Source organism: Mongoliibacter sp. (assembly GCF_007692705.1).
Taxonomy (GTDB): domain Bacteria; phylum Bacteroidota; class Bacteroidia; order Cytophagales; family Cyclobacteriaceae; genus Mongoliibacter.
The window spans coordinates 17,215-31,057 of record NZ_REBN01000082.1; the positions used below are offsets into that span (position 1 = coordinate 17,215).

At 40.8% G+C, this 13,843-nt stretch carries 14 protein-coding genes; 7 read left to right on the plus strand and 7 right to left on the minus strand.

Annotated features, from left to right (window positions below; translation table 11 throughout):
* Positions 1–11: 11 nt before the first annotated feature.
* Positions 12–1,298: a kynureninase gene (gene kynU / locus EA341_RS02540; protein WP_293011114.1), complete on the minus strand. Its 1,287-nt coding sequence runs from the start codon at positions 1,296–1,298 to the stop codon at positions 12–14.
* 155 nt (positions 1,299–1,453) lie between these two features.
* On the opposite strand from kynU, the gene EA341_RS02545 reads away from it, so the two are divergent.
* Positions 1,454–1,834, plus strand: a complete 381-nt coding sequence (locus EA341_RS02545; protein ID WP_293011115.1) for a RidA family protein — start codon at positions 1,454–1,456, stop codon at positions 1,832–1,834.
* Positions 1,835–1,837: 3 nt separating this feature from the next.
* On the opposite strand, the gene EA341_RS02550 is transcribed toward EA341_RS02545, so the two are convergent.
* On the minus strand, positions 1,838–2,290 hold the full coding sequence (locus tag EA341_RS02550) for a DUF2867 domain-containing protein (protein WP_293011116.1): 453 nt from the start codon (positions 2,288–2,290) through the stop codon (positions 1,838–1,840).
* A 59-nt stretch (positions 2,291–2,349) separates the two neighbouring features.
* On the opposite strand from EA341_RS02550, the gene EA341_RS02555 reads away from it, so the two are divergent.
* The 3 genes from EA341_RS02555 to EA341_RS02565 all read left to right on the plus strand — a co-directional run bounded on the left by EA341_RS02555 (position 2,350) and on the right by EA341_RS02565 (position 4,854).
* Positions 2,350–2,820, plus strand: a complete 471-nt coding sequence (locus EA341_RS02555; RefSeq protein WP_293011117.1) for a hypothetical protein — start codon at positions 2,350–2,352, stop codon at positions 2,818–2,820.
* A gap of 291 nt (positions 2,821–3,111) precedes the next feature.
* On the plus strand, positions 3,112–4,512 hold the full coding sequence (fumC, locus tag EA341_RS02560) for a class II fumarate hydratase (protein WP_293011118.1): 1,401 nt from the start codon (positions 3,112–3,114) through the stop codon (positions 4,510–4,512).
* Between the two features lie 21 nt (positions 4,513–4,533).
* Positions 4,534–4,854, plus strand: coding sequence for a hypothetical protein (locus EA341_RS02565; protein WP_293011119.1), 321 nt, complete (start codon positions 4,534–4,536; stop codon positions 4,852–4,854).
* A 9-nt stretch (positions 4,855–4,863) separates the two neighbouring features.
* Here the strand turns inward: EA341_RS02565 and EA341_RS02570 are convergent, their stop codons facing one another.
* Positions 4,864–5,826: a sugar phosphate isomerase/epimerase gene (locus EA341_RS02570; protein ID WP_293011120.1), complete on the minus strand. Its 963-nt coding sequence runs from the start codon at positions 5,824–5,826 to the stop codon at positions 4,864–4,866.
* A 79-nt stretch (positions 5,827–5,905) separates the two neighbouring features.
* Positions 5,906–6,352: a hypothetical protein gene (locus EA341_RS02575; RefSeq protein ID WP_293011121.1), complete on the minus strand. Its 447-nt coding sequence runs from the start codon at positions 6,350–6,352 to the stop codon at positions 5,906–5,908.
* A gap of 67 nt (positions 6,353–6,419) precedes the next feature.
* Here EA341_RS02575 and EA341_RS02580 point away from each other — a divergent pair, with 67 nt between their 5' ends.
* From EA341_RS02580 to EA341_RS02590, 3 genes are all read left to right on the plus strand, one after another.
* Positions 6,420–8,093 (plus strand): amidase, encoded by a 1,674-nt coding sequence (locus EA341_RS02580; RefSeq protein ID WP_293011122.1) that lies wholly within the window; start codon positions 6,420–6,422, stop codon positions 8,091–8,093.
* 196 nt (positions 8,094–8,289) lie between these two features.
* Positions 8,290–8,715 (plus strand): MarR family winged helix-turn-helix transcriptional regulator, encoded by a 426-nt coding sequence (locus tag EA341_RS02585; RefSeq protein ID WP_293011123.1) that lies wholly within the window; start codon positions 8,290–8,292, stop codon positions 8,713–8,715.
* A gap of 3 nt (positions 8,716–8,718) precedes the next feature.
* Positions 8,719–9,141 carry an Ohr family peroxiredoxin gene (locus tag EA341_RS02590; RefSeq protein ID WP_293011124.1) on the plus strand — a complete coding sequence of 141 codons (423 nt, stop codon included), beginning with the start codon at positions 8,719–8,721 and terminating at the stop codon, positions 9,139–9,141.
* 166 nt (positions 9,142–9,307) lie between these two features.
* Here EA341_RS02590 and EA341_RS02595 read toward each other — a convergent pair whose 3' ends face one another.
* The 3 genes from EA341_RS02595 to EA341_RS02605 all read right to left on the minus strand — a co-directional run bounded on the left by EA341_RS02595 (position 9,308) and on the right by EA341_RS02605 (position 13,821).
* Positions 9,308–11,320: an IPT/TIG domain-containing protein gene (locus EA341_RS02595; protein ID WP_293011125.1), complete on the minus strand. Its 2,013-nt coding sequence runs from the start codon at positions 11,318–11,320 to the stop codon at positions 9,308–9,310.
* A gap of 175 nt (positions 11,321–11,495) precedes the next feature.
* Complete coding sequence (locus EA341_RS02600; protein WP_293011126.1) at positions 11,496–12,626, minus strand: metallophosphoesterase; 1,131 nt, start codon at positions 12,624–12,626, stop codon at positions 11,496–11,498.
* Between the two features lie 400 nt (positions 12,627–13,026).
* Positions 13,027–13,821 (minus strand): hypothetical protein, encoded by a 795-nt coding sequence (locus EA341_RS02605; protein ID WP_293011127.1) that lies wholly within the window; start codon positions 13,819–13,821, stop codon positions 13,027–13,029.
* Positions 13,822–13,843 lie beyond the last annotated feature (22 nt).

Here is a 13,843-nt window from a genome sequence, read left to right on the forward strand (position 1 = left end):
TACCCTTAACTCTAAGTGAATTTTTTAAGGGATTGTTCGAGTATTCTGGCAAATCTGTAGACATCCAGAAAACTATTGTAAAGAGGTGTAGGTGCAAGGCGGATCACATTGGGATGCCTCCAATCTCCTACTACGCCATGTTTATAGAATTCATCAAACACGGCTTTGCCTCCTTTATGAATGTGCAAAGATAACTGACAGCCTCTTTCATTTGGGTTTTTAGGTGTAATTATTTCCAAAACCCCTGAATCTCCAGTAATTTGTCCGATGAGAAACTCCAAGTAGCCTGTCAATAGTTCACTTTTCTGTCTTAAATTTTCGATCCCGGCTTTTTGAAAGATATCTAAAGAAGCTTGATGTGCAGCCAAAGCCAGCACGTTGGAGTTGGCTAACTGCCAGCCATCTGCTCCATACATGGGAATAAAGCCTTTTTCCATTTTAAAACGCTCTGCTTCTTCATGGCCCCACCATCCTGCAAATCTAGGAAGACTGGTATCTTCTGCATGCCTTTCGTGGACGAATACACCCGAAACATTTCCGGGCCCAGAATTCATATACTTATAGGAACACCATGTCGCAAAATCCACTCCCCAGTCGTGAAGTTTCAGGGGAACATTGCCCGCTGCATGCGCCAAGTCAAAACCCACTTTTGCTCCTACTTGATGTGCTGCTTCAGTGATTGCTTTCATATCAAAAACCTGTCCAGTATAGTATTGTAAGCCTGCCATCATGACCAAAGCCAACTCTCCTTCATGTTCATGAATGCTGTTGATGATGTCCTCAGTTCTAAGCGTATGCTCTCCTTTTCGCGGACTTACCTCCACAATTACTTTATCGGGATCTAACCCATGAAATTTGACCTGCGTTTCGAGCATGTACATATCCGAAGGAAAAGCACCTGCCTCGGTGATGATTTTAAATTTTTTGGGATTGGGTTGGTAAAAGGAAACCATTAAAAAATGAAGGTTAGAACTGAGATTGTTCATTGCTACAACTTCATGCTCGTGGGCGCCAATGATTTCTGAAAGTGCCGGTTTAGATTTTTTTCGGATATGGTACCAGGCGTCCTCTCCGTGAAAATGCCCATCTACTGCCAGATTGGCCCAGTTATCCAATTCTCTTTGAATATATCCGGCGGTGGATTTTGGTTGAAGCCCAAGGGAGTTTCCACAGAAATAAATAGCCTCTTTTCCATCTACTTTTGGGAAGAGGAACTCATTCCTGAAATCAGCCATGGGGTCCTTGGAGTCCATTTCCTTGGCAAACGCTTCGGTAAACTGATAATTTATAGTATCCATACTTAGGCTTTTTTATTGATCTTATATATGCAACAAGACAAAATGCTTTAAGTTAAAAGCAAGCTTTCAAACTTAGCACCTTTCCAGATTGAAAAAAATTGTTTTGCTATGGTCGGTTGGCTAATGAATGCCTATTTTGCAGAAAAAAATCAGCTATGTCAAAAGAAATCATTTTCTCAAAAGAAGCGCCAGCTCCCATAGGCCCATACAGTCAGGCAGTAAAGTCTGGCAATACCCTTTATGTTTCCGGTCAAATCCCCCTTGATGCCGATACAGGAGAGTTGATAAATGAAAATATTACAGAAGAGACTCATGCTGTAATGAAAAACCTGGAAGCTGTACTTCGTGCAGCAGGCTATGGTTTTGAGCATGTGGTCAAGTGTAGCATCTTCATCAAAGATATGGGTCAGTTTGCCACCATCAATGAAGCGTATGGACAGTATTTCAAAAGCAATCCTCCTGCTAGGGAAACAGTAGAAGTTGCCAGGCTACCAAAAGATGTCAATGTAGAGATTTCCTGCATTGCCGTAAAATAGTAATTATCCTTGGGCGATTTTTTTGCCCATATTCCAAAAAACCCAATAATGGAAAGGCCTGACCAAAAACCAATAGGCCTTTCCTTTTATCCCATCGGGCATAAATTGTATTCTTTGCGTGAGTGTGGATTCTGATACTTTCCATTCCAGCACTACCTTTCCGGGAAGTTTCATTTCTGCTTCCAGTTCAATGGTTCTAGATTTTCTTTCCAAGTTGACGATGCGCCAAAAGTCAATAGGATCCCCTACTTTGAGCTCTCCTGACGCTTTTCTTCCTTTTCTATAGCCTATACCTCCAAAAAAAACATCTATTATCCCCCTTATTTTCCAAAGCCTTGTAGCATAATACCAGCCCTTATCTCCTCCTATTTCCAGAATTCTCTTCCATACCTCCTGCGGATTATCTTTGATAGGAAATGAATAATATTCTTTAAACTTTTGAAGCGCTTTATCCATAAAATTGAATTAGTACCTTTGATAAGGTAACTTTATTTCTGCGTCGTAGTTAGGAAAACATGCCTTTTCTCCCATTTAAAAGTGAAGTATTGGTCACAGGACTTGAAAAGCCCGAAGTGCTTCAACGCATAGACCTGGTAACCAGAAACGTTAATTTTTTGGATTACGAGGCTAGACAAAAAAAAGGCTATGAATTTAATGGGGTTGTACACAAAGATGGCTTCAGGCTTTCTCTTTTTATTGACAAGGCTGATTCATTTTTACCCTTGATTCAGGGAAAAGTGGAAGATTCTCCAAATGGCAGCATTATATTTCTGGAGTACAAACTTTTTCCAGGTTCAGTTTTTTTTCTTTCCTTTTGGACCATCATTACCCTGACCATGTTTTTCTTTTTTGGTCTAATGGCCGAGCAACCCCTATATGCTCTAGTGAGTCTAGCCTTAGGAATAGGAAATTACTCATTTGCTTGGTCACATTTCAAGAGAAAGACCAAATCCTCTCAAAAGATTTTTCACGATTTACTGCAATAATCATCTGATTTGAATAGCGTTAAGAAAAGGCTGCAAGTACGGAAATAATGTATTTCACTATATCTTGATTCAATATCAATTGATAATGGATATGTGCCGGGTTACAAATTATCTATCATGAACAATCCCTATAAAATCTTTAGGAATTAGAGACTTGTATAAATACTGATATTCAGCAAAGGATCTTTCCCTACTCTTCAAATGCCACTTGCCACATTATACTAAAATAACTATGGATTATGCCACTCAGCTAGTATTTTAGCAGACTCAAAATTCAATCAAAATAGCTTTATGAGCATAAGAATAGAAAAAGATACCATGGGCCCGGTAGAAGTTCCTGCCGATAAATACTGGGGCGCCCAGACCCAAAGATCCATCAACAATTTTAAAATTGGCGGTGAAAGAAACCGCATGCCTGTAGAAATTATCAGGGCATTTGCCATTCTAAAAAAATCTGCTGCTTTGACCAATGCAGAACTTGGGGTATTGGAACAGGACAAGGCAGAAATTATTGCTAAAGTCTGTGATGAGATACTTGAAGGAAAGCATGATGACCAATTTCCTTTGGTGATCTGGCAAACAGGATCAGGAACACAATCCAACATGAATTCCAATGAGGTAATTGCCTACAGGGCACATGTACTTTTGGGAGGTTCACTGGAAGATGCCCAGAAAAAGATTCACCCCAATGATGACGTCAACAAGTCCCAGTCCTCAAATGACACCTTCCCAACAGCCATGCACATTGCTGCTTACAAAATGGTAATGGAAACCACTATCCCAGGAGTAGAGAAACTCAGAGATACCCTCAAGGCCAAGTCTGAGGCATTTATGGAGGTGGTCAAAATCGGTAGAACTCACTTTATGGATGCTACACCACTTACTTTGGGGCAGGAATTTTCTGGATATGTGGCTCAGCTTAACCATGGGTTAAGGGCTTTGAAAAATACCCTCGCACACCTTTCTGAATTGGCACTGGGCGGTACTGCTGTTGGAACAGGTTTAAATACACCAAAAGGCTATTCGGAACTTGTAGCAGAAAAGATTGCTGAATTTTCCGGTCAACCTATGGTTACTGCCCCCAATAAATTTGAAGCCTTGGCTGCACACGATGCCATTGTAGAATCTCACGGAGCCCTGAAGCAATTGGCTGTGAGCTTGATGAAAATTGCCAATGATATAAGGATGCTATCTTCTGGTCCTAGGTCCGGCATAGGTGAAATACTGATTCCTGAAAATGAACCGGGATCATCTATTATGCCTGGTAAAGTAAACCCTACGCAGGTAGAAGCCATTACCATGGTCGCAGCCCAGGTGATGGGTAACGATGTCGCCATTTCAGTTGGCGGTTCTAATGGGCATTTTGAGCTCAATGTCTTTAAACCAATGATGATAGCCAATTTCCTACAGTCAGCCAGATTGATTGGAGACGCCTGTGTGTCTTTCAATGATAACTGTGCCGTGGGAATTGAACCAAATACACCTTTTATCCAACGACATCTAGAAAATTCCCTTATGCTAGTCACTGCACTCAATCCTCATATAGGATATGAAAACGCAGCTGCAATAGCCAAAAAGGCGCATAAAGAAGGAACTTCCCTGAGAGAGGCAGCTTTAGCGCTGGAATTGTTGACCAATGAGCAGTTTGATGAGTGGGTAAAGCCTGAAGATATGACAGGTAGCTTAAAATGATTTTATATAAACTGAAATACAATGAAAAAAACCATTTTGAATCTTTCCCTGGCAGCCATGATGATGCTAGGTGGTACTTTGGTAGCAGAAGCCAAAGATAAGCCTGTAAAATCTGAAAACGAATTGACCGAAGCTCAGGTCCAAAGATTGGAAGAAATAGATGCCAGAGTACTTGAAATCAAGGAAATGGATTTTTCTGAAATGACAAGAGCGGAGAAGAAGGAAGTTAAAAGCGAATTGAAGGAACTGCATAAAGAAGCAAAGCAAAACCGTGGATCTGGAATCTATATTTCCACGGGTGCTTTGATTATTATCATTATCCTTTTGATTATTCTGCTTTAAGAATCAAGCTTACAGTTTGATTTTAGATAAAAAATCATAACTGTTTGTTAAAGCCATCTTTGGTTCAGGAGTCATGTCTTTCTCTAAAAAGAAATGCTTGGCTCCTGATTTTTTTGCGGTCTGTATGATTTCAGTCAAAGGCAATACACCACTGCCTGCATCCGCTAAATAGGGAAATAAGCCCATCCAGTCCTGCATACTTTCTCCATCACCTGCGAAAGTTTTCTTCTCGCTCATGTCCTTAAGGTGTAGAGAAGTGAATCTTCCTGGATTATTTTCTAAAATTTCTTTTGGGTCCACTCCTGCTGCAGTAAACCAAAACACATCCAATTGCATTTTGACCAAGTCAGGGTCTGTATTTTCCAATATGTATTGAAAAGGCACTACTCCTTCTTTTGGCGTATGTCCATAGCCATGGTTGTGATAGAAGAAAGTAAGACCGTTATTTTTGGCGTCTTCACCTACTTTATTGAATACCTCGATGGTCCTTTTGTAATCATCCATATTCTGGCGCATGTCATCAGGTATCATGGCGATGCCAACATATTTATGGCCTACCACATGTGCCGCCTCTGCAATAGCTCCCATATTATGTTGCAAAGTAGGGAGATCTATATGGATGGATGGAGCAGTCAAACCATATCTTTCCAGAAGTGCCTTGAGATCCTTTGGAGAATATCCAAAATACCCTGAACCTGAAAAACCCAACATCCCTGCAGTTTGCTTCCAGCTATCCTGTGCTTCTTTGGTGCTATAGGTATAGGGACCAAAAAATTCCAGTTCTTTATACCCTATTTCCGAAATCATTTTCAGGGTCCCTTCAAAATCCTCAGAGAGTGATTTAGGTAGTGTAAAAAGTGCAACGCCATAATCAGTAGACCTATAATTTTTCATTGAACTGGCCCAGTGTGGCAATAGGCTTGCCCCTGCCGTTGCTAATGCAGCACTTTGGATAAACTTTCTTCTTTGCATGTCTTTAAGAATATTATTGAGCGGTCAAGATAAAAAGTATTCTAAAAGTGTACAATTTACATAATGAAAAATTATTGATTTAATCTTCAGGGTGTTCGTCTATATACTTTTTAACTTGTACTGCCCTAATAAAAATAGTAATTAGAGGGATAAGCCAAAGTAAATCATTGAACACCAAGTGGAATACTGTCCTCTTATTCCAGTCAAGGTCAGGCATAAATATCAGCACAAACCAAATGGCAGTGAGTACCTTTCCGATAATACCCACCAAAATCAGATAACGCCAGCTGATGGGATAAAACGCGCTTAGAAAAATTAAAAAACCTATTAGCATTCCTACAGAACCCAATACGCTACTGCTACTGATATTTGTAAAAGCAGGATCCATAGATAACCATTTCAATAAATCCTGTCCTAAATATCTAAAAAAGACCCCAATCGCAAAGGTATACATGCCTGTCAAGAGCAGTAATCCCCTCATGGGCATAGGAAAAATCGGGAAGGCAGGTTTTTTCTCTTCAGTCATGTGTGTAAATGTTCCAGAAATTAACTTTTTTACGTCTTGGATGTTTTTCACCCAAATACAAAGCTACATGAAGACAACAAAAAACAAGTCTGTTTGGATACTTATATTACTTATGCCAATAGTTTTGGTTGTAGGTTTTATTTCCGGGCGCCAAGCCAATGAAATCACACCAGCCACCATAGCGGCAGCCGAGAACCTAATTGGTCTGGAGTTTACGCCTGCTGAAAGAGATAGTATGCTCCGCAATTTGGAAGGTCACCGTTCAAGTTTTCAAAAAATGCGGGAGCTTACCTTAGATAACAGCACTTCTCCAGCGCTTTATTTCAATCCATTGCCACATGGCTTTGTACCTGATCAAATTCAAAAGGAGCTGGACTGGGGTTTATCAGAGAATGTTGTGCTACCTGAAAATGAAAATGACCTCGCATTTATGCCCATTCATGAATTGGCTGTATTGATTAAAAATAAACAGATCAGCTCAGAAAGCCTTACTAAAATCTTTATAGATAGGATTAAATCCTACTCTGACACTTTAGAGTGCTTGATTACGCTGATGGAAGATGAGGCATTGGGAAAAGCAAGGGAGATGGATGAAGAATTGGCAAAGGGCAATTATCGGGGTCCTTTGCATGGTATTCCTTATGGTGTAAAGGATCTTTTGGCAGTGAAAGGGACAAAAACGACTTGGGGCGCTATGCCTTTCAAAGACCAGGAAATTGATTATACGGCAACTGTTGTTGAAAAGCTGGAAGATGCAGGTGCGGTCCTCATTGGTAAATTTACTTTAGGTGCTCTGGCAATGGGTGATGTCTGGTACGGAGGAGTGACCAAGAATCCTTGGAACCTCGAGCAGGGCAGTAGTGGTTCATCTGCCGGTTCAGCTTCTGCCGTCAGTGCTGGATTAGTGCCATTTGCTATCGGTACCGAAACACTAGGGAGTATTGTATCACCTTCAACACGAAATGGCGTGACAGGGCTTAGGCCTACTTTTGGCAGGGTAAGTAGGGACGGGGCAATGGCTTTGAGTTGGAGCATGGATAAAATCGGACCTATTTCACGGTCTGCTTTGGATAATGGCATTGTGCTATCAGTCATCAATGGTTTTGATACCAAAGACAAAAGTACCATTCCTGCTGCTTTCAATTACAGTGCAGAAAAATCCTGGAAATCACTTAAAGTAGCTTACTTCAAAGATTTTTTTGATAGTGAAAGGGCTACTGAGCTGGATAAGCGTGTGCTGGAAGAATTGAAAGCTATGGGAGTGGAATTACACCCCGTCAAACTCGAAACATCAGTTGATATAGGAAGTATATTGATATCCCTTTACGTAGAAGGAGCTGCAGCTTTTGATGAACTTACCCGAGACAATTCAGATGACCTTTTGGTTGCACAGCACAGAGGGGCTTGGCCTAACCTCTTTCGTTCTTCAAGATTTATTCCTGCAGTTGAGTACATTCAAGCCAATCGATACAGGAATATACTGATCGAAGAAATGCATGCTATCTTTTCAGAATATGATGTCATCGTAACACCAAGTTATGGAGGAAATCAACTTCAGGTAACGAACTTGACAGGACATCCAGCCCTCTGCATGCCCAATGGTTTTCTGGAAAATGGATCGCCTGTTTCCATCACCTTTTTGGCCAATCTATTTGAGGAAGAAAAGTTAGTGATGCTGGGAAGAGCTTATCAGGAATTTACAGATTGGCAAAAGAAGAGGCCACCTTTATTTGATCAATAGACATCGTCAAAAGTGAAGGAAAATAGGGTTCACTAGGAGTCTCAAAAACATAAAGAAAACCCACTTGACTTTTTGGTAAAAAAATGAAACAAAAGATGCTGAAGATGAACACAGATAATATCCACCATATTTTCATAAAACCTTCCTATTCTCTCTAAATTTTCATAAATTGAATTGCAAACAATTTAAATAAATCATGGCTAATTTATCAGATGACCCTAGTTTTCCTTTCTATGTAGCTTCAAGGCTATTTTCTCAAGCCTATAGAGAGCCATTGGACGCAATAGGCCTAACTTATCCACAGTATTTGGTCATGCTGGTACTTTGGGAAAAAGATGGTCAGATGGTCTCTCAGATAGGACAGAAGTTGCAATTGGACTCCGGAACCCTCACTCCCTTGCTCAAAAGACTGGAAGCCAGCAACCTGATTAAAAGGGTAAGATCGGAAGAAGATGAGAGAAAGGTGGTGATAGAACTGACCTATCCTGGAAGTTCCCTTCAATCAAAAGCAGCGAAAGTTGCGGAAAAAGCTGATGAATTTTTCAACAACTGGGAAGAAAAGGATGTTTCCCAATTGAAAGCCATAATGAAAAAGCTTCTCGCTGAATTTAACCCTTCTTAAAAAATGGAAAAAATCAATAAAAGTTATACTGCTACAGCCACAAATACAGGTGGCAGAAACGGATCCATCAAAACAGATGATGCCCTTTTAGAATTGGAACTGGCAATGCCAAAAGAAATCGGAGGACAGGGGGGAAAAACAAATCCTGAACAACTTTTTGCAGCCGCTTGGGCAGCATGCTTTGGTGGGGCTTTGGGTGCAGTTTCAAAAAGAGTAAATACAGAAGATGCCAAAATATCTGTACAGGTTCATTCAGGTGAAGCTGAAGATGGAGGTTATGGATTGGCTGCAGATATTCTAGTTAAAATCCCTCAGGCCTCCACTTTAGAAGAAGCTCAAAAACTTGCTGATCTTGCCCACAAACACTGCATGTATTCCAAGGCTGTAAAAGGTAACATTGAAGTTTCGGTAAAAGCGGTGCAATAGATTTTTCATTTCTATCGGCATCAAATCGATAAATCGAAGATTTTTCTCGATTTAATAATAGCGCTCCTTAAGATAAAATAAGGCTTCTTGTCAAACATCATCCACTTCCCGCCAGTCTTTTTGATTGCCGTGACAATGAAGCTATATACCTGAAATTTGGCCTAATCTATTTCTTTAATTGGAAAAACTCATTAATCACTGATCCTCCCCATCCTTGGCCTTCTCCACCACCAATGTAAGCCTGACCGTTGATGACAAAGGAAAATGCCCGGTACCTTCCCACTTTTCCCACGGAAGTTCCTTCTTCCCAGTTATCGCTCATAGGATCATAAATCCAGACATCCGGCCTTGCGCTGCCACCAATAGGTACACCGGTAGCGCAATATATCTTATTGTTATAAGCAAAACCGGTTTGAAGTTGAATCGCTTCAGGGAGAGACGCCAGACTCATCCAGCTGTCATTTGAAGGTTCATATCGAAAAAGGCGGTTCATGCCCGTATCCTGTGCTCCTCCAAAAACATAAGCAGAAGTGCCTAGGGAAACTGCAGACGCCTTGCCACTTCCTTCAAGTTCTTTTGGAGGGTTGGACATTTTTTTCCAGGAATTGGTGACTGGATTGTACTCATAAAGATCCAGATAATTGATAATATTCCAGCTTTCGGTATTTCTTCCCAGTCCGACGTAGGCTTTCCCCGATAGGGAAAACATTATGGCCGCCCCTCTTTTTGCTCCCGGGAATTTGGCCTTTTTGCTCCATTTATTACTACCGGGATCAAACTCCCAAAAATTATCCGCATCATTTCCAGTATATAAATAAGCCTTTCCATTGGTTGTGGTTACATTACCTATATATGCTTCTTCAACCGGAAGAGCACTTTTATTCCAAGATTGGTTGGAGGGGTTAAATTCCCAAAGATAATCTTTTGGATCATTATAATCCGTTGATTTGGAGATGACATAGCCTTTTTGATTCAGAGAAAATGCTCCAACATTTCCATAAAAGTGAAAAGGGAGTTGGTCAGAAATCATTAGCCATTCATCCTCTATACACATTGGTTTGGAAAAAGTATATTCCAGATCGGCAACTTTTACTTTTATCTGGGCATTTCCGTTTGGGTAAGGTCCTCTTGGGACCCTAACCAAAATTTCATTTTCATTTCCTCCCAATATTTCAGCTTCCAATCCCCCAATTAATACGGTGTTCCAATACGCTTCAGGATGAAAATTTTTGCCTTTTATCAGTACCTCATCCCAAGTTTGGGCACAGGCAGGCACTTCAAGAATAACAGGTTGGGCAAGTATAAGGTCAAAATCTGAAACGACTTCCTGTAGTTGTGATTTTACGCGGATGGGTTGCTTGCTTTGTTTCAAATCATTTGGAATGATTACTTCCAGTTCTTTTCTGCTTGCTTTCAGTAAATTTAATTGGATATCTCCAACAAATACTTCATTTCTTTCAGGAATTGAATCAAAGTGATTGCCCAAGATCTTGAAAGGTGAACCTATTTTCACTGGTTCAGACTCAATGGCGTGAATCTCCGGTCGGTGAAGTGAATAAGGAATAGAAACGGTTTTTCCGGATACGCTGACATTGATATCAAATGCTGCTGATCGGATATTACCAGGAATCAAAGCTTCGACAAGTGAATCTGATACGACATTCCAATAATAGGTAGCAATATCCCCAAACCGCACTTGGGTAAATGAAGGATCATTACCAAGGTTTTTTCCATGAATGCTGATCCAAGTCTCCAAGTGTGCCTTTTCAGGGTTAACTTTCAAAATAACTGGGTCTTTACTGCCTTTGGAAAGAAAGGATTTTACAGCACCATATTTCACTCCTTGCTCTGTATCAATAAAAGCCTTGAAAAAATATTTTTTGTCAGGATAGATCAATTGATCCAGTACGTAGCTAAAAGCACCAGATTGGGCAGGTTTTCCCATCCGCAATTTGAAAAGGGTAGTATTCCATACGGTGCTATCTTCAGTGATAAGAAATCCATGATCGCTTATTTTGGCCGTATTATTCAATTCCCCATGAAGAACCACTCCGCCAGATGCAATGACTTCTGCGTTTATGGTCTGTACATTTGGTGCCTTTTGGGCTTCATCAACCTCACTTTCACAACTCCACAAGAGCAGGCTAAGTAAGCCTACGAGGAAATATTTCAGACGCATATAAAATTTGGGAATAAACCGACTAAAAGTATATTTTTTTTGTATCAGTTGTATCTGCCAGAAGAAAAATAATTTTTGTAAGGGTTCTGTAAAAACAACAAACCAAAATCCAACCTGATTGCCTTTAATTCACCGTCTACTTGAACAAGTTAAAGTAAAGCCAAATTTTGATCCTTTAACGGTAAAAAAACATCTGCTTCAACTCTTGAAGGGGCAATTCTTCCAAAACCTGCCTTTCTGGACCATCACCCTCATCCGCCCATCTTACCAAGCGGATATAACCGTTTTTTATCTCTATTCCTGTAATGCTGCCATCACTGTAGCAACAACAACCTGCATTGAAATAGGTAGGCCTGTACTGGGATAGTTTTGGTGCCTCTTGCCCACATTGGCTAGGATGTCTTTTAATTCTTTCCTGAAGCTTTTTAACAGAACCTCGGTCTCCTCTTTCTTCTGCATCTTTCAATTCTTCTTTCAGAAACTTTATGTGGTTGTAGGAGTGAAAAATAGGTTGATGGGTATGACCCGTAATCAGCACCAGGTTTTCCTGTTCTTGACTCCATTCATACATCAATTTGTTGTGAAGGGTCTTTTCGGAACTTACAACTGCCGGGGTGTTGATATTGATATCCAAAAAGGCCTGCAAGGGCCCCCAAATATAGGAAACAAACCATTTTGAAAAGTTATTCCCATCGCTACGTTTGTCCCCCTGATGTCCGTGGGTGCAGAACACATCTACATGTCCCTTGTCTTTATATTTCACCCTAATAACGATACCTTCGTAAATGTTCACTGCCTGTCCATAAGCCTGTTTGAGGTGAAACTTGGAGAAAGGATCCATTTTCCAAAAAAGATCGTGGTTCCCAAAAATTTTGTAAAAAGCTTTTCTCTTGGCGAATTTAGCCTCTGCGGCAAAAGTCCTTTTGTTATGGTGTTGGATGGAGAAAATATTGAACTTCCAGAATTCCTCTGAATCTCCCAAATTGATGTAGTTAGCGCCCATTTGGTCATAAAAATCCAAAGCAGCTAAGTAATTTTTCTCGGCAGGTTTGAATTCATCCCTTCTGCTTCTATTCCCTTTATGCACATCACTGAGGATTATAAAATTATTGTCCTCAAAATCCATGGAGTATAGTGCTCCCTTTTTGGAGTCCTCGTTCTCACAGATATTGGCATACATTTCCGAAAGCCTTTCAAAAACCATCCTCCTATCGGGTGCAGAAGACACCTTTTTGGCAAACCAATATATGGGTTGACGCAACACAAAAACAATTGGGGCCTTGATGAAGGAAAAGAGTTTGGACATATTGATAAAAACAATTTGATCCAAAAAGATAAAACAATCTTCTTGTTTAATAGAACTCAATATCTCCTTTTTTCGGGAATAAGCCTTTCACCCCCGTAAAAGAAAAAGCATTCATAGAAATTCTCAAAGTAAGGTTTTGGGTATTTTGAGCCTCAGGTATCCACGATATTTTTTCATCTATAGCCTTTGGGTTAAGGTTGGTCTGATGGTTTTACACTTTGTAGAGCGGCTCTCTTTTGGCTCTGACACCTTGACGTCACTGCTAACGAATGGTAAAGAACTGGTACATGTGGCGGAAGTTGGAATGGACTTCTTTGAATTTATTTTTTATATAGGAAACTATTAAAAATGGCCTCTCAGATCTGAGAGGCCATTTTTTTTATCATCAAAATTAACAGCATTATTCATTTGGCCAATTCATACCCTCAATATAAGGGGCACCTGCATTGTTCATTTCTGATGCTATGGCCTCCAGCGACTGATTGAGTTTGTGCAGCCGTTCAGTTGCTTCCCGAATTTGTTTGTTGGCAAATTGAAGGGTTTGCTTTGAAGTCTCGGTAGGTCCGTACAGAGAACCAGAAATACCGCGATTTACTGCGAATAGTCGCTCGCCGATGTTAGGCGGAGTTTTTTCACCGACTTGATTCTTCGCCGGGTTGCCATACACATCCATGTGTAGACCGTAGAGATCATTTCTTAAAGCATGGAGTTTCTCATCAATAGTGCCGGGTTTGGCAGTAGATTGCTGCAAGGCCTTGCGCATGGCCTCAACTGTTTTTATACTTCGATCTATATTGATATCAAGTGCTGAGGCATCTTTTGCAGCTGCTTCATACGACCGCCAAAAATCCGCCACTTCGGTTTCAGGAGCCCCTTCCAGCGCACCCTGATACATTCGCTCCACTTCAAAGGTAATCGGGTCATCCAAAGCCGTAATGACACCATCTATACTTTTGTAAAGTGTAGCAGTGTAAGTTCCAGGAGCGACCATAAGCCCTTTGTCATACGATTGTCCACCACTAATGCTTAGGGCCTGGGGCGCAGGATAACGCAGGTCCCATGAGATGCGATGAAAGCCCTTTTTAGTTGGACCTTCTACACGCCTGATTACATTTCCAGAGGCATCCTGTACCAGTATGAAAATACCGGGCTTTTCCTGAATCTCTTCAGCTGCTCTTTCCTCCCAACTTGGCATCGGTACGTCACTTCCAGCTTCT